Annotated in this window: 15 protein-coding genes; 7 read left to right on the forward strand and 8 right to left on the reverse strand. The window is 68.0% G+C overall.

Annotation, left to right across the window (positions count from 1 at the left end; all coding sequences use genetic code 11):
* The first annotated feature begins 76 nt into the window (after nucleotides 1-76).
* Entirely contained in the window at nucleotides 77-328 is a 252-nt protein-coding gene (locus tag ABIC35_RS12420; protein ID WP_121072229.1) for an ATP synthase F1 subunit epsilon, read from the forward strand.
* Nucleotides 329-464: 136 nt separating this feature from the next.
* Nucleotides 465-2018 carry a CpaF family protein gene (locus ABIC35_RS12425; protein WP_121072231.1) on the forward strand — a complete coding sequence of 518 codons (1554 nt, stop codon included), beginning with the start codon at nucleotides 465-467 and terminating at the stop codon, nucleotides 2016-2018.
* A 3-nt stretch (nucleotides 2019-2021) separates the two neighbouring features.
* Here ABIC35_RS12425 and ABIC35_RS12430 read toward each other — a convergent pair whose 3' ends face one another.
* A complete protein-coding gene (locus tag ABIC35_RS12430; protein ID WP_093297316.1) occupies nucleotides 2022-2210 on the reverse strand; it encodes a hypothetical protein in 189 nt (62 codons plus the stop codon).
* 51 nt (nucleotides 2211-2261) lie between these two features.
* On the opposite strand from ABIC35_RS12430, the gene ABIC35_RS12435 reads away from it, so the two are divergent.
* The gene (locus ABIC35_RS12435) at nucleotides 2262-3071 is read left to right on the forward strand and encodes a class I SAM-dependent methyltransferase (RefSeq protein ID WP_121072233.1); all 810 of its coding nucleotides are present in this window, start codon (nucleotides 2262-2264) and stop codon (nucleotides 3069-3071) included.
* A gap of 178 nt (nucleotides 3072-3249) precedes the next feature.
* Here ABIC35_RS12435 and phaR read toward each other — a convergent pair whose 3' ends face one another.
* On the reverse strand, nucleotides 3250-3837 hold the full coding sequence (phaR, locus tag ABIC35_RS12440; RefSeq protein ID WP_121072235.1) for a polyhydroxyalkanoate synthesis repressor PhaR: 588 nt from the start codon (nucleotides 3835-3837) through the stop codon (nucleotides 3250-3252).
* A 71-nt stretch (nucleotides 3838-3908) separates the two neighbouring features.
* Here phaR and ABIC35_RS12445 point away from each other — a divergent pair, with 71 nt between their 5' ends.
* Nucleotides 3909-4919 (forward strand): alpha/beta fold hydrolase, encoded by a 1011-nt coding sequence (locus tag ABIC35_RS12445; protein WP_121072237.1) that lies wholly within the window; start codon nucleotides 3909-3911, stop codon nucleotides 4917-4919.
* Nucleotides 4920-4946: 27 nt separating this feature from the next.
* The gene (locus ABIC35_RS12450) at nucleotides 4947-6122 is read left to right on the forward strand and encodes an acetyl-CoA C-acetyltransferase (protein ID WP_121072239.1); all 1176 of its coding nucleotides are present in this window, start codon (nucleotides 4947-4949) and stop codon (nucleotides 6120-6122) included.
* A gap of 60 nt (nucleotides 6123-6182) precedes the next feature.
* Here the strand turns inward: ABIC35_RS12450 and ABIC35_RS12455 are convergent, their stop codons facing one another.
* The 4 genes from ABIC35_RS12455 to ABIC35_RS12470 all read right to left on the reverse strand — a co-directional run bounded on the left by ABIC35_RS12455 (nucleotide 6183) and on the right by ABIC35_RS12470 (nucleotide 10397).
* Nucleotides 6183-7208, reverse strand: coding sequence for an alanine racemase (locus ABIC35_RS12455; RefSeq protein ID WP_121072241.1), 1026 nt, complete (start codon nucleotides 7206-7208; stop codon nucleotides 6183-6185).
* A 10-nt stretch (nucleotides 7209-7218) separates the two neighbouring features.
* Nucleotides 7219-8805, reverse strand: a complete 1587-nt coding sequence (locus ABIC35_RS12460) for an MFS transporter (RefSeq protein ID WP_121072243.1) — start codon at nucleotides 8803-8805, stop codon at nucleotides 7219-7221.
* A 61-nt stretch (nucleotides 8806-8866) separates the two neighbouring features.
* Nucleotides 8867-9445 carry a 2OG-Fe(II) oxygenase gene (locus ABIC35_RS12465; RefSeq protein ID WP_183049257.1) on the reverse strand — a complete coding sequence of 193 codons (579 nt, stop codon included), beginning with the start codon at nucleotides 9443-9445 and terminating at the stop codon, nucleotides 8867-8869.
* A gap of 64 nt (nucleotides 9446-9509) precedes the next feature.
* Entirely contained in the window at nucleotides 9510-10397 is an 888-nt protein-coding gene (locus tag ABIC35_RS12470; protein WP_121072247.1) for a LysR family transcriptional regulator, read from the reverse strand.
* 97 nt (nucleotides 10398-10494) lie between these two features.
* On the opposite strand from ABIC35_RS12470, the gene ABIC35_RS12475 reads away from it, so the two are divergent.
* Complete coding sequence (locus tag ABIC35_RS12475; protein WP_121072249.1) at nucleotides 10495-11280, forward strand: SDR family NAD(P)-dependent oxidoreductase; 786 nt, start codon at nucleotides 10495-10497, stop codon at nucleotides 11278-11280.
* A 58-nt stretch (nucleotides 11281-11338) separates the two neighbouring features.
* Here ABIC35_RS12475 and ABIC35_RS12480 read toward each other — a convergent pair whose 3' ends face one another.
* The gene (locus tag ABIC35_RS12480; protein ID WP_121072251.1) at nucleotides 11339-13213 is read right to left on the reverse strand and encodes an ABC-F family ATP-binding cassette domain-containing protein; all 1875 of its coding nucleotides are present in this window, start codon (nucleotides 13211-13213) and stop codon (nucleotides 11339-11341) included.
* Nucleotides 13214-13482: 269 nt separating this feature from the next.
* Between ABIC35_RS12480 and ABIC35_RS12485 the strand changes: the two genes are divergently transcribed.
* Nucleotides 13483-15183 carry a methyl-accepting chemotaxis protein gene (locus ABIC35_RS12485; protein WP_121072254.1) on the forward strand — a complete coding sequence of 567 codons (1701 nt, stop codon included), beginning with the start codon at nucleotides 13483-13485 and terminating at the stop codon, nucleotides 15181-15183.
* Nucleotides 15184-15200: 17 nt separating this feature from the next.
* Here the strand turns inward: ABIC35_RS12485 and ABIC35_RS12490 are convergent, their stop codons facing one another.
* Entirely contained in the window at nucleotides 15201-15674 is a 474-nt protein-coding gene (locus ABIC35_RS12490) for a YbjN domain-containing protein (protein ID WP_121072257.1), read from the reverse strand.
* Nucleotides 15675-15734: the final 60 nt, after the last annotated feature.

Consider the following 15734-nt stretch of genomic DNA (forward strand, 5'->3'; position numbering starts at 1 on the left):
AGCGAATACCGACGTCGGGGGCAGTGTCCCCCACCCCAACCCCTCCCCTGAAGGAGAGGGGCTTAGGATAGAGAAGATGCTGCACTTCGAACTCGTCACTCCGGAACGTCTCGTCCGCTCGGAAGAGGTCCACATGGTCGTCGTCCCCGGCAGCGAGGGCGATTTTGGCGTGCTCGAAGGCCATGCGCCGATCATGTCGACGATCCGCGACGGCAATATCGAGCTGTACAAGCCCGGCGCCACCACGCCCGAGCTGATCCGCGTCGAAGGCGGTTTCGCCGAGGTCAACGAGCGCGGGCTGACCGTGCTGGCCGAACGCGCCGAATAAGCCCGGCTCCCAGCCGCTGGCCGTCAGACAGCCCCGCGCAAGCGGGGCTGTTTGCGTTTGGGGCTCCCCCGCATAGTTAGCCAAATCGCAAGGCTTCTCCTTTAGTCCCCGTAGCTTCGTGGAGGACTGAAGTTCGATGAGCGCGTTCGGGCGTCGTGGCGGCATTGGGGGCGGAACCGGAGGGCGTCCGGCCTTCGGGGTAGCGCGGCCGATGCAGGGCGGCGGCTTCCAGCGCGCCGAGCCGCTGCCGCTGGGCGGCGAGCAGTTCCCGCCGCTCGATTCGGTGCCCCTGCCCGGCCAGCACTTCGCCGATCCGATGCTGGAGCGTGACCCGCTGGGGCCCAGCGCCGCCAGCGCCGACGCGATGCAGCGCCTCGCCGATCGTCAGGCTGCACCTGCGGACCAGGGCAGCTCGCGCAACGAGGGCTTCGAAGCCTCGATCCACCGTATCAAGGAACAGGTGCTGCCGCGCCTGCTCGAGCGCGTCGATCCCGAGGCGGCGGCGACGCTGAGCAAGGACGAACTCGCCGAGGAATTCCGCCCGATCATCGGCGAGGTGCTCGCCGAGCTCAAGCTGACCCTCAATCGGCGCGAGCAGTTCGCGCTGGAAAAGGTGCTGGTCGACGAGCTGCTGGGGCTCGGGCCGCTCGAGGAGCTGCTCGCCGACTCGGCGATCACCGACATCATGGTCAACGGCCCCGAGCAGACCTATGTCGAGCGCAAGGGCAAGCTCGAGCTCGCCAACATCCAGTTCCGCGACGAGGAGCATCTGTTCCAGATCGCCCAGCGGATCTGCAATTCGGTCGGCCGCCGCGTCGACCAGACCACCCCGCTCGCCGATGCGCGCCTCAAGGACGGCAGCCGCGTCAACGTGATCGTGCCGCCGCTTTCGCTGCGCGGCACCGCCATCTCGATCCGTAAATTCTCCGCCAAGCCGATCACGCTCGACATGATGGCCAAGGGCGGATCAATGTCCGAGAAGATGGCGACCGCGCTCAAGATCGCGGGGGCGAGCCGGTTCAACATCGTCATTTCGGGCGGCACCGGCTCGGGCAAGACGACGATGCTCAATGCGATCTCGAAGATGATCGACCCCGGCGAGCGCGTGCTGACGATCGAGGACGCCGCCGAACTCCGCCTGCAGCAGCCGCACTGGCTGCCGCTGGAGACGCGGCCGGCCAATCTCGAAGGCCAGGGCGAGATCTCGATCCGCGACCTGGTCAAGAACGCGCTGCGTATGCGCCCCGATCGCATCATCCTCGGCGAAATCCGCGGCGCCGAGTGTTTCGACATGCTCGCCGCGATGAACACCGGTCACGACGGTTCGATGTGCACCCTCCACTCGAACAGCCCGCGCGAGGCGCTGGCGCGCATGGAGAACATGGTGATGATGTCGGACATCAAGGTGCCCAAGGAAGCGATCAGCCGCCAGATCGCCGATTCGGTGGACCTGATCATCCAGGTGAAGCGCCTGCGCGACGGCAGCCGCCGGGTGACCAACGTCACCGAGGTGATCGGCATGGAAGGCCCGGTGATCGTCACCCAGGAGCTGTTCAAGTTCGAATATCTCGACGAGGGCACCGACGGGAAGATCATCGGCGAATATCGCTCGATGGGCTTGCGGCCCTATACGCTGGACAAGGCCAAGCAGTTCGGTTTCGACCAGGCGCTGTTGGAGGCGTGCCTGTAAGCCTCAGCCCGCGTGCAGCGCGACGCTGACCAGCACCAGCGCGGCGAACAGCCCGGCCATCTGGATCGCCATCCACGGCACCCAACCAACCTGTTCGAGATTCCGCCGCTTGCGCCGGCGATGCTCGGCCACCCCGGCCACGATCGCGACCAGCAGCGCAACCCCGGCGCCGATCCAGAATTCTAGTTGCATCGTCATCCCGTTGCGTCACAGTCGCGCACCGATAGCAGGGAGCCATCGCTTATGCGCCATCGTCTTGTCGCCGCCGCCGTCGTCACCACCCTCGCCGCCGTCGCCAGCGTTGCTGCGCAGCAACCCGCGTCGCTGCGCCAGGCGATCGACGCCGCGGTGGCAGCCCCCAGCCGAACGCCCGCCAATACCGCGCGCGACAAATATCGCCACCCCGCCGACACGCTCGCCTTTTTCGGGGTGAAGCCCGGCGACACGGTGGTCGAGATCTGGCCGAGCGGCGGCTGGTACACCGAGATTCTCGCCCCGCTCACCAAGGGCAAGGGCACGCTCTACGCCGCGGTGCCGAGCGGCAACGCCAAGGGCATCGAGGCGCTGAAGGCGAAGGACGCCGCGCTCTACGGTCCGATCCGCGTCGTCAGCTTCCCCGCCGCGGCGGGCCAGGCCAAGGTGGCGGACGGCACCGCCGACGTGGTGCTTACCTTCCGCAACGTCCACAACTGGCGGATGGGCGGCCAGGACGGGAAGGACTATTCGCCCGAGGCGTTCAAGCAGATGTACGCGATGCTCAAGAAGGGCGGCACGCTCGGCATCGAGGACCATCGCCTGCCCGAGAGTGCCAGCGACGAGCGCGAGACGAAGAGCGGCTATCTGAAGGTGTCGACCGTGCGCCGGCTGGCCGAGGCGGCGGGCTTCAAGTACGTCGGCGCGTCCGAGGTCAATGCCAACAAGGCCGACACCGCCGACTGGCCGAACGGCGTGTGGACGCTGCCGCCCACCTATGCGCTCAAGGACCAGGATCGCGCGAAATATGCCGCGATTGGCGAGAGCGACCGCATGACACTCAAGTTCCGCAAGCCTTAAGGGCGAAAGGGAAAAGCGTATCCTCCCCCGCCAGGGGGAGGTGGCGCGCGACGCGCGACGGAGGGGGAGGATGCCAGAACCTCGTGACCGTCGTGCTTCCTCCCCCTCCGAGCCGCTCCGCGGCCCACCTCCCCCTGGCGGGAGAGGAAACGGAGTCACCACACGGCCCTCGCGGGCGTTACTTGCCCAGCTTCTCGATCTTTTCCTGCAGCCGGGCCAGCTCGGCCTTGAGCGACGACACGTCGCCGTCGCCGGCGCTGCTCGCTTCGGGCGCAGCCGGCGCGGCCGCAGGCGCAGCACCCGGCGTCGGGTTGACCGCGCCGCCCGGCTGGAAGGCACTCGCCGCGGCTTCGAACATCGCCATGTTGCGCTTGGCGATCTCGGCGAAGGGCGAGTTGGCGAAAGCGCCCTCGACCGCCGACTTGAACTGTTCCTGGTTGCGGCGGAAGCTGTCCATCGACGCTTCTAGATAGCCCGGCACCATCGCCTGCATCGAATCGCCGTACAGCGAGATCAGCTGGCGCAGGAAGTTCACCGGCAGCATCGTCTGGCCGCGCGCTTCCTCCTCCATGATGATCTGGGTGAGGACGTTATGGGTGATGTCCTCCTCGGTCTTGGCGTCGACGACCTTGAAGTCGCGGCCCTCGCGCGTCATCGCTGCGAGATGCTCGAGCGTGATGTAGGACGAGGTCTCGGTGTTATAGAGCCGGCGGTTCGCGTACTTCTTGATAATGACCGGACCGCTTCCAGGTGCAGCTTTCTTCATGGGGAACCCCGCGCGTGACAGATGCGCACCTAACTACAGTTTCTGACGCGCCGCAACACGGACCGCGTCCTTTGCCGCTTTTTCTTGCATTGCTGCGCAACGAAACGGCAGCATCGCCCGAAAGGCGGGCAGCGGCGCTGGCGGGACTGGCCGCCTATCAGCGCGCGCCCCGCCCCGCGCCGCGCCCCGAAAAGCCGATCGTCGCGCGCGCCGGTCGCGCCGTGCTGCGCGATTATGGCGGGCATGGGCAGCCTGTCGTGTTCGTCCCTTCGCTGATCAACCCGCCGGTGGTGCTCGATCTCGCCCGCGGCAATTCGCTGCTGCGCTGGCTGTCGCGGCAGGGCGTGCGGCCGCTGCTGGTCGACTGGGGGAGCCCGACACCCGACGAGGCGCTGCTCGACGTCAACGGCCATGTCGAGCGATTGCTGCTCCCTTTGCTGCGCCAGTTGCGGCGCCCGCCGGTGCTCGCCGGCTATTGCCTGGGCGGCACCATGGCGATCGCGGCAGCGCAGGCGATCGAGACCGCCGGCCTCGTCACCATCGCCGCGCCCTGGCACTTTTCCGGCTATGGCGCCGCGCTGGAGCGGTTCGCGGCGCTGTGGGACGGGGCCTATCCCACCTGCGAACGTCTGGGCGTGGTGCCGATGGAAGTGCTGCAGACCGGTTTCTGGCAGCTCGACCCGCGCCGCACGATCCTGAAGTACGAACGCTTCGGCCGCCTCCGCCCACGCGATCCCGAAGCGCGCGCCTTCGTCGTGCTCGAGGATTGGGCAAATGCCGGCGCGCCGCTCAGCTTCGGGGCCGGGCGCCAGTTGTTCGACGACTTCCTCTCGGCCGACCTGCCCGGAACCGGCCGCTGGCAGGTGGCGGGCATCACCGCGCGGCCGGAGACGCTGGCCGTCCCTGCGCTCTCGCTGATTTCCACCACCGATCGCATCGTCCCCGCCGCCAGCGCCGCGCGGCTGGGCGAGGTGCGCGAGATGACGCTGGGCCATGTCGGCATGATCGTCGGCGGCCGCGCGCGAAAGGCGGTATGGGAGCCGCTTGCCGACTGGTTAACTGCACTTCCCCGCACTAGATAACGACCAAACACACCCCAGGAGACCCGCATGACCGACGTCGTGATCACTGCCGCCAAGCGTACCCCGGTGGGCAGCTTTCTCGGTGCCTTCGCCGCCACCCCCGCGCACGAGCTTGGCCGCGTCGCGATCGAGGCCGCCCTCGCCGAAGCCGGTGTGAAGGGCGAGGAAGTCTCCGAAGTCATTCTCGGCCAGGTGCTCACCGCCGCGCAGGGCCAGAATCCCGCCCGCCAGGCCTCGATGCACGCCGGCGTTCCGAAGGAAGTGCCGGCGTGGAGCGTGCAGCAGGTCTGCGGCTCGGGCCTGCGCGCGGTGGCGCTCGGCTTCCAGTCGATCCGCAACGGCGATGCCGACATCATCGTCGCGGGCGGCCAGGAATCGATGTCGATGAGCACCCACGCCCAGTCGCTGCGCCCGGGCACCAAGATGGGCGATCTGAGCCTGGTAGACACGATGATCAAGGACGGCCTGACCGACGTGTTCAACGGCTATCACATGGGCATCACCGCCGAGAATCTCGCCGAGCAATATCAGGTGACGCGCGGCGAGCAGGACGAGTTCGCGGTGCGCTCGCAGAATCTCGCCGAGAAGGCGCGCGCCGAGGGCCGCTTCAAGGACGAGATCGCGCCGGTGACGGTGAAGACCCGCAAGGGCGAGACGATCGTTGCCGACGACGAATATATCCGCGCCGGCGCGACGGTGGACAGCGTCGCCGGCCTGCGCCCGGCCTTCAAGAAGGATGGCACCGTCACCGCCGCCAACGCCTCGGGCCTCAACGACGGCGCCGCGGCGCTGGTGCTGATGCGCCGCGAGGAAGCCGAGAAGCGCGGCGCGCCGATCCTCGCCACCATCCGCAGCTGGGCCAGCACCGGCGTCGACCCGTCGGTGATGGGCATCGGCCCGGTCACCGCGAGCCGCAAGGCGCTGGAAAAGGCCGGCTGGACGATCGGCGACCTCGACCTGATCGAAGCAAACGAAGCGTTCGCCGCACAGGCGCTGTCAGTCGGCAAGGAACTCGGCTGGGATGCCGACAAGGTGAACGTGAACGGCGGCGCGATCGCGATCGGCCACCCGATCGGCGCCTCGGGCGCGCGCATCCTCACCACCCTGCTCCACGAGATGAACAAGCGCGACGCCAAGAAGGGCCTCGCGACATTGTGCATCGGCGGCGGCATGGGCATCGCGATGTGCGTCGAGCGCGACTGAGTCGCGCCTCGCTTCGCGAAAGGAGGGCCGGGGCGCCATCCCCGGCCCTTTTTCTTTGGGCTAAGCCCACACCCGATCGAACCGCGCGCCCAACCCGGTAAGCAGCTCGTACTGCGACAGCCCGCTCAGCGCCGCGGTCTCCGGCAAGGCATAGTCCATCGCCACCCAGTCGCCTTCGGCCAGATCGGGCGCGCTGTCGACGCAAAGTGCGGTCAGGTCCATCGAGACGCGGCCGACCACCGGCAGCACCGCATCGCCTGCGCGCGCGTGCCCCTTGTTCGAGAAGCAGCGCAGATAGCCGTCGGCATAGCCGAGGTTGAGGATCGCCACGTCCATGTCGTGCGGCGCCGTGTAGGTGGCATTGTAGCCGATCGTCTCGCCGGCGCGGACGAGGCGGCGCTGGAGGATCTGCGCCTCGGGCGTGACGACCTGGCGGATGCCGTCATGCGCGCCGCGCTGGCGGCCGCCATAGAGCGCGATGCCGGGGCGGGTGAGGTCAAAGTGATAGTTCGGACCCAGCGCGATCCCAGAGCTGTTCGCGAGGCTCATTCGCCGTGCGGACGTCCGACCGGCGAGGGCTGCGAAGCTGTCGCGCTGGCGGGCGTTGAGCGGCACGTCCTCGTCGGCCGAGACGAGGTGGCTCATCAGCGTGTCGATCGCCAGCCCGTCGAGCAGTCCGTCCGCCACCTGTTGCGGCGACACGCCGAGCCGGTTCATGCCGGTGTCGACCATCACGTCGCACGCGCCCCCGCCCGCCTCGCGCCAGCGCCGGACCTGCTCGGCGCTCGCCAGCACGGGCCGTGCGTTCGCCGGGCGATCGGCCATGTCCTCGGCCCGGACGCCGTGGAGCACCGATACGGGCATGCCAAGATCGGCGATGTCCCGCGCTTCGGCCCAGGTGGCAACGAAGAAGTCGCGGCAGCCTGCCGCCGCCAGCCGCTCGACCACGCCGCGCGCGCCCAGCCCATAGCCGTTCGCCTTTACCGCCGCGCCGCACGCCGCAGCACCGCTCAGGCGCGAAAGCAGCGTCCAGTTGGCAGCAAGGGCGGCAGCGTCGAGGCGGAGGCGGAGGGGGGAGTCGGTCATCCCCCGTCGGTTAGCGCCGCGACGTGCGAAGCGCCACCGTCTCGCGCAGGCCCATCGCCGTCACCACCAGCGCCATCGCCACCACCGCGAAGGTGTACCACAGCCCGGCATAGGGGTTGCCGGTCCGCGCGACGATGTAATGGCTGATGAAGGGCAGGAAGCCGCCGAAATAGCCGGTGCCGATATGATAGGGGATCGACATCGAAGAATAGCGGATGCGGCTGGGGAACATCTCGCTCAGCAGCGCCGCCACCGGGCCATAGGTGGCGCCGCACAGCGCCATCAGCACCGTCATCGCCACCAGGATCATCGCAATGTCGATCGGCTCGGGCACAATGCGATCGAAGCGATAGCCGGCATCCTCGAGCGCGGCCTTCACGGCCTTGGGATCGTTGCTCTCGACCACCTGGCCGCCGATGGTGACGACGACGGTGGGCGCCTTGGCGGTCTTGTAGCTGACTCCCAGCCGCGAGAGATCGTCGAGCATTCGCCAGCAGTCGTCGGCCTGGGTGGTGGCGAAGGGATCATAGGTGCAGTGCGGCCCGGCGACGATGACGGGTTCCCGCCGCGACGCCTTGGCGAGGCCGGGATTGGCGGCGCTGCCGATCACGTAGAAACAGGGAAAGAGCAGCACTAGGGTGAGCGCATAGCCGATCACGATCGGCGGCTTGCGCCCCACCCGATCGGAAAGCTTGCCGAAGAAGATGAAGAAACCCACGCCGATCACCGCGCCCGCACCGGTGATCAGCTGTGCCGCGGTCTGGTCGAGCCGCATCGGGCCCGAGAGGAAGGCGAGGACCGAGAACATCGCGGTGTACCACACCACGGTCAGGCCGCCGGCGATGCCGAACAGCGCCACGAGCAGCCGCTTCTTGTTGCCCGGATAGGTGAAGCTTTCGACGAACGGATTGCCCGCGGTCTCGCCCGCCTCTTTCATGGCGCGGAACACGGGGCTTTCGGACAGGCGGAAGCGCATCCACAGCGAAATGACGAGCAGCACCAGCGAGAAGAGGAAGGGCAGCCGCCAACCCCAGCTTTCCCACACGTCCGCCGCGGCAAAGCGGAACAGCAGCACCACCGCCAGGCTGAGGATGAAGCCGCCGACCACGCTCGCCTGGATGAAGCTGGTGTGGAAACCGGCGCGCCCCTCGGGCGAGTGTTCGGCGACGAAGATCGCCGCGCCGCCATATTCGCCGCCCAGCGCCAGTCCCTGCGCGATGCGCAGCACCAGAATGATGATCGGCGCGGTGGCGCCGATCTCGCGATAGCTGGGGATCAAGCCGATGCCGGCAGTGGCCAGCCCCATCACCGTGATGGTGACGAGGAAGGTATATTTGCGCCCCATCTTGTCGCCGAGATAGCCGAACACCACCGCGCCGAGCGGGCGGAATCCGAATCCGATCGCAAAGGTCGCCCAGGAGAGCAGCGTCGCGAGATTTTCATTTCCCGAGGGAAAGAAGGTGCGGCCAAGGATGCCGGTGGCGGTCAGCGTGCCCCAGATGAAGAAATCATACCATTCGAACACGGTACCCAGCGACGACGCGCTGATCACCATTCGCATCTCGCTGGCGCTGGGTTCGCAAACCTCGTCGGCCATCCTCTATGTCCCCCGCTTGTCTCGCTGTGCTTCTACAGGAGTCGTACGGGGGAGCAATCTGTCAGGCGCGGCGGCCCAGCGTCTTGAACATCAGCGTGATCCGCGCGGCTTCGGGCGCGACCGCGTAGATCGGCCGCGCGGCGTGCGGGATGGTGCCGGGGAAGATCACCAGCCGGTCCGGCTTGGGCACCACCGCCTTCACCACTTCGCTGCCGCTGCGATTGAAGAACAGCGTCTCGCCGCCCTGGTCGGCGTTCCAGTCTCCTTGCGGATAATAGATCGCGGTGAGGTGGTCCTTGCAGTCCGAATCGAGATGCACCCCGCCGCCGACCCCCGCCGGCATGCGGTTGGCATAGCAGCGCGACAGCCGCTGGGCGCGCAGCGGCTTTTGCAGCAGCGCCTCCCACACCTCGGCGATAAGCGGCGCGGCGGCCTGGAGTTCGTTGCCGATCGCATCGGGATTGCGATCCTCCTGCGCGCTCTTCTGATACCCGGCGAAATGCTTGTAGAAATAGCGCGGCGCATCGGGTGCCCCCGAGGAATAGGCGCCATGCGCCCAGCCCGGCTGGTCGAGATAGTCCCAGACGCGCTGGCGGCGCGCGTCGCCGAGAAAATTGTCGAGTACGCGAATGTCGTTCAACGGCCGGTCCTTAAACACGCCCGGCAGGGCCGCTTCGGGGTAGCGGAACAAGGTTAACGGCGGGTTAGAGGACGAGATTGGCCTTGAGGAAATCGACGAAGGAGCGCACCCGCAGCGCCAGCCGTTCATGGCCGACGAACAGCGCGTGGATGTCCTCGCCGTCGCCCGGGTTGAACGGCGCGAGCAGTTCCACCAGCCGCCCCGCGGCCAAATCGGCGGCGACATGGAAGCGCCCCATCCGCGCGATGCCGCCGCCCGCCAGCGCCATCAGCCGCACCGCTTCGCCCGAATTGGCGAGGAAGGGGCCGTCCATCGTCCGCTGCACCGCGGTGCCGTCAATGCGGAACGGCCAGCTGTCGATCGAGCGGCGGAAATTGAAGCGCAGACAGGTGTGCCGCTCCAGGTCGTTCGGATGCTGCGGCGTGCCGCAGCGCGCGAGATAGTCGGGGCTGGCAACCACCACCATATTGCTGCGGCCGAGCTTGGCCGCCTTGATGCCGGTGTCGCGCAAGGGCCCCACGCGGATCGCGACATCGGCCCGCTCCTCGACCAGCTCAACCAGCGCGTCGGACAAGGTGAGGTCCACCGTCACCCCCGGATGCGCGCGCAGATAGGCGGGCAGGATCGGGATCAGGAACTGCATGCCGAGCGGCACCGAGGCGTTGACCCGCAGCGGCCCGCGCGGGACCTGGTCGCGCTCGAAGCTGTGCTCGATCGCGTCGATTTCGGCCATCAGCCCGGCGACGCGGGCATGATAGGCCTGGCCCTCCGGCGTCAGCGCCAGCGCGCGGGTGGTGCGGGTCGCGAGCTGGACGCCGAGCCGCGCTTCCAGCCGCGCCATGCCGCGGCTGACGGCGGAGGGCGTGATGCGCAGCGCCTTGGCGGCACCCGCAAGGCTGCCCTCGGCTGCTACCGCCAGGAACATCTCCATCTCGCCGAGCCGATTGTCCATCCGTGATTCCCATGCACTTCTGTGATGCTTCCCGGCAATCTAATCAGCAATGGCGCGCGCGCCTACCTTCCGCTTCGACATTGGAAGGAGATACCCCATGGACCTGCAGCTTACCGGCAAGACCGCCCTCGTCACCGGCTCCACCGCCGGCATCGGCCTCGCCATCGCCGAACGGCTCGCCCAGGAAGGCGTGGCGGTAACGATCACCGGCCGCAGCCAGGCCAAGCTCGACGAGGCCGCCGCGCGCATCGCCAAGCTCGGCACCGTAAACCCCGTCCTCGCCGACCCCGCGACTGCGGACGGCGCGGCGACGCTGATCTCGGCGGTTCCGGACACCGACATCCTCGTCAACAATCTCGGCATCTACGAAGCCAAGCCGTTCACCGAGATCACCGACGAAGACTGGCACCATCTGTTCGAGGTCAACGTGGTCAGCGGCGCGCGGCTGGCGCGGCATTATTTCCCGCGCATGCTGGCGCGGAACTGGGGCCGGGTGCTGTTCATCGCCAGCGAGAGCGGGCTCGTGATCCCCAGCGAGATGATCCACTACGGTACCACCAAGACCGCCCAGCTGGCGATCGCCCGTGGCCTTGCCGAGCAGACCCGGGGCACGAACGTGACGGTCAATTCGGTGCTGCCGGGGCCGACGCGCTCGGAAGGCATCGTGGAGTTCATCCGCTCGGTGGTCGACAACAAGGATGCGCCCGAGGCCGAGCGCGAAGCCGAGTTCTTCGCGAAGATGCGCCCGCTCTCGCTGATCCGCCGGCTGATCGAGGCCGACGAGATCGCCGCGCAGGTGGCGCTGCTCGCCAGCCCGCTGGGGGCGATCACCAACGGCGCGGCGATCCGGGTGGAAGGCGGAATCGTGCCGACGATCGCTTGAGGCAAGGTCCTCCCTTCTCGTCCCCCTCCCGTTTGCGGGAGGGGGATAAAGGTCCGTATCAGCCCCCCAGCCCTTCGAGCGCCTCGCTGGCTTCCATCCAGGTCAGTTCGGCCGTTTCGATCAGCGCGCTCACTTCCGCCCGCCGCTTCATCAGATCGGTCATCGTCAGCTTGGTCAGCGCGGCATCGGCATTGCCCGGATCGAACATCGCCTTTTCCAGCGCCGAAAGCTGCGCCTGCAGCCGGGCAAGCTCGGTCTCCGCCGCCTTGGCCGCCTTGCGCAGCGCGGTGCCCTTCTCGCGCGCTTCGGCGGCGGCGCGGCGGGCTTCCTTGCGATCGGCCTTGGAGGCGCCGCCCTTGCCGCCGCCGCTCGAATCCTTCGAGAGCACGAAGGCGATGTAATCGTCCAGGCTGCCGTCGAACTCCTTCGCGGTGCCCTGGTCGACCAGCACCAGCCGGTCCGCTGTCATCTCGAGCATGTGGCGATCGTGGCTGACCACGACGACGGTGCCCGAATAGCCGTTGAGCGCCTGGATCAGCGCCTCGCGCGCATCGACGTCGAGGTGGTTGGTCGGCTCGTCGAGGATCAGCAGGTGCGGTGCGTCGCGGGTAATCAGCGCGAGCGCCAGGCGCGCGCGTTCGCCACCCGAAAGCTTGCCGACCTTGGTCGTCGCCTTGTCGCCCGAAAAGCCGAAGCGGCCGAGCTGCGCGCGCACCGCGCCGGGGCTGGCCCCGGCCATGTTGCGCGTCATGTGCTGCAGCGGCGTGTCGTCGCGGTCGAGCTCCTCCACCTGATACTGGGTGAAGTACCCCACCTTCATCTTGCCGCTGCTGTTCATCCCGCCGTCCATCGGCGTCAGCTGCGCGGCGAGCAGCCGGGCGAGCGTGGTCTTGCCGTTGCCGTTGCGGCCGAGCAGCGCGATCCGGTCGTCCGGGTCGATGCGCAGGTTGAGCCGCTGCAGGATCGGTTTTTCGCCATAGCCGACGCTCGCCATGTCGAGCGTGATCAGTGGCGGGCGCAACTCGTCCGGATTGGGGAAGTCGAAGCTGAGCGAGGGATCGTCGACCAGCTCGGCGATCGGCTGCATCTTCGCCAGCGCCTTTTGCCGGCTCTGCGCCTGCTTGGCGGTCGAGGCACGCGCCGAGTTGCGGGCGATGTAATCCTGCAGCTTCTCGCGCTCGGCCTGCTGTTTGACCCGCGCGGCGGCGAGCTGGGCCTGGCGCTCGGCACGCTGGCGCTCGAACGCGTCATAACCGCCCGGGTACAGCGTCAGCTTGCCCCGCTCCAGGTGCAGGATGTGATCGACGACATTGTTGAGGAAATCACGCTCGTGGCTGACCAGCAGGATGGTCGCCGGATAGGACTTCAGGAAGTCCTCCAGCCACAGCACCGCTTCGAGATCGAGGTGGTTCGACGGTTCGTCGAGCAGCAGCAGGTCGGGCTGCGAGAAGAGCAGGCTAGCCAGCGCCACGCGCATCCGCCAGCCGCCCGAGAAGCTCTCCAGCTCGCGATGCTGCATCTCCTCGTCGAAGCCGAGGCCGACCAGGATGCGCGCGGCGCGCGAGGGCGCGGCATGCGCGTCGATCGCGATCAGCCGCTCATGGATTTCGCCGATGCGATCGGGATCGTGGCTGGTCTCGCTCTCCTCGAGCAGCGCGGCGCGCTCGACATCGGCGGCGAGTACCGTCTCGAACGGCGTCGCGGTGCCGCCGGGGGCCTCCTGCGCGATATAGCCGAGCTTGGCGCCGCGCGGCATGTCGACGCTGCCGCCATCGGGTTCGAGCTGGCTGGCGATCACCTTCACCAGCGTCGATTTACCGGCGCCGTTGCGGCCGATCAGGCCGATGCGCCCGCGCGGCGGCAGCTTGGCGGTGGCGCCGTCGATGATCGTGCGGCCACCCAGGCGCACCGTGATGTCGGTCAGATTGAGCATGATTGCGCACCGCCTAGCCGATGCGCAGCCAAAGGGCCAGCAGCACCAGAGCCTCCCCCATGCATTCTTCGGCGCATTCTGCCGACGCGTTAAGCGGTCCTAAGGATTCGGACTGCTAGTCGCCAGACCGACGATCCTTGCGTCGGATGCTGCACGGGCACCCCGCCCGCGCGGATGCCGACGCCCCACGGAGCAGCCCTTGTCCGCAGTACCAGCGCTGGATCCGTCCCCCCGCCCCGGCCCCAGGACCGCTTGCCAAGGAGACGGCCATGTACGCCGCGCCCATTCCTGATCCCAATCCCGAATCGGAGCTGTCGCTGGCGGAGATCGAGGCGACGTTGCGCCAGGTCGCCGGCAATCTCGATTCGCGCTTCGGCTCCGCAAGCGAAGCGCTGGCGCAGGCGCATGCGATCGTCGAGCGGCTCATCGGCGCACTGGAGAGCATCACCCATGCGCTGGGCCGCGATGCCGCCGAAGCAGCCGTGCGGAACATGCGGACCACCGCCGAACGGCTGGAGCGGCTCCCTGCGGTGCAGGCGACGCGACAGGCCGGGCTGGAGCGGATTGCCGCCGGCGCACGGCCGCTCGCCAACCACATCGCGCAGATCAAGCGGACGCTCGACTTCCTGCGGATCTGCGGGCTCAACATCAAGGTGGCGGCGGCGGGCCGCAACGGCTTTGCCGATTTCGCCGACACGATGAACGTCCGGCTCGACGTGGGCGAGATCGAGATCGGCGGCATCGGCACCGAGATCGAACGGCTCACCGCCAGCATCCCGGCGCTGATCGACGTCGATCGCCAGCTGGCGGCGGAATGCGCCAAGGTGATCCCGCACGTCCCGCGCAAGCTCGCCGAGGATGCCGAGGCGCTGCAGCGCCACCAGGCGGCCGACGCCGCCCGGGCCGCCCGCATCGCCGTCGTCGCGCGCGAAATCCACGGCCAGGTGGCGACTGCGATCGACGCGATGCAGATCGGCGACATCACCCGCCAGCGGCTGGAGCATATCGCCGCCGGCATCCGCGCGCTGATCGCCTATCGCGACCGCGCCGATCCCGCCGCAGCGATTTCTGTGGTCGGCCATATGGTCGCGCTGTTCGCCGCCCAGACTTCGGACACGGTCGAGGCCTTCCACCGCGAGTCGCAGCGCCTCGCCGACAGCCTGCGCGGCATCGCGCCGAGCGCGGCGCAGCTGCTGGAGATCAAGGCCGAAGGCGATCGCGAGCGGCGCGACGATGGCGGCGTGTTCCTCGCCGCGCTGGAAAAGAGCGTCGCCGATGTGGCGCAGGTCACCGCGCGGCTGCGCGACGCCGATGCCAAGGCACAAGCGCTGGGCGGCTCGACCTCGGACAGCGCCGAACGCCTGGCCGAGCGGCTGCGCGTGGTGCACCGGGTGAACGAGGACGTGCACCTGATGGCGTGGAACACCGATCTGCGCTGCCACCGCCTCGGCGACGAAGGCAAGGCACTGGCGATGGTCGCCTCCGAGATCCGCGGCTTCGCGACGACGCTGGCGACGATTTCGGGCGAGATCCGCCAGTCGGTGGAGGCGATGGTCGCCGCGGTGACGGCGCTACGCGATCCGCAGGCGGAAGAAGGCGCCGACCCCGCCGCGGCGCTCACCGAATCGCTCGCCTGCATTCATGAAGGCGCCGTGCGCATGCGCGAGGGCTTGGCTGGGCTGGGCGAAGATGCCGCGGCCGTGCACCGCATCCTGGAGAGCAGCACCAAGCACGTCGATTGCGAAGCCGCGTTCGGCGATTCGCTGCGCAGCGCGGTGCTCCAGTTGAAATTGTTCGGCAGCCCCTGCGCGGCGCCGCAGGGCGATGTCGCCGCAGCACTTGCAAGCCAGCTCGACGGCATGGCGCGCAGCTACACCATGGCGCGCGAACGCGAGATCCATGGCCGCTTCGCGCTGCCCGGCTCTGGCGCGTCGAGCCCCGGACAGCAGGACGAGGACGGGCTGTTCTGAACAGCCCGTCCGCCTCGTCACTTCTTGGCCGTCTCGTCCGGCTCGTTGATATAGTCGACGAAGCTGCCGACCAGCGAGTCCCATAGCTCCAGGTTCTTGCGGAACAGCGCGGTGGTCATCGGCTGGTCCTCGAAGTTCAGGTCATATTCGATCGCCGCCTCGCCCTTGTCGTCCGCATAGACCCGGGCGAAGCGATGCTTCTGCGTCCAGGCATTGGCGCGCTCGGCCGACAGCTTGTTGGTCCAGCCGGCGTAAAACTGGATGTCGCCGCAGTTGCGACCCTTCTCGCAGCTCATGAAGAAGATGGTGTATTTATAGCCCTGCGCGCCGCTGCGGATGATCGGATCGCCGTCGCTGTCCTTCGAAAGCTCCGCCTTGTAGCCCGCGTCCTGCAGCGCCTTGACTACCGATTGCGGATCGGTGGACTTCACCTGCGCCTGTGCCGGCACCGCCGCCAGCAGGCCGAGGCCGATCAGCACCCCCATCTTCATGCGCTTTCCCTTCCCGTCGTTACGCGAGCGTCGCCCGTATCGCGAACTCGGCACGACTGC

It is taken from the genome of Sphingomonas trueperi (assembly GCF_040545965.1).
Lineage (GTDB): Bacteria > Pseudomonadota > Alphaproteobacteria > Sphingomonadales > Sphingomonadaceae > Sphingomonas > Sphingomonas trueperi_C.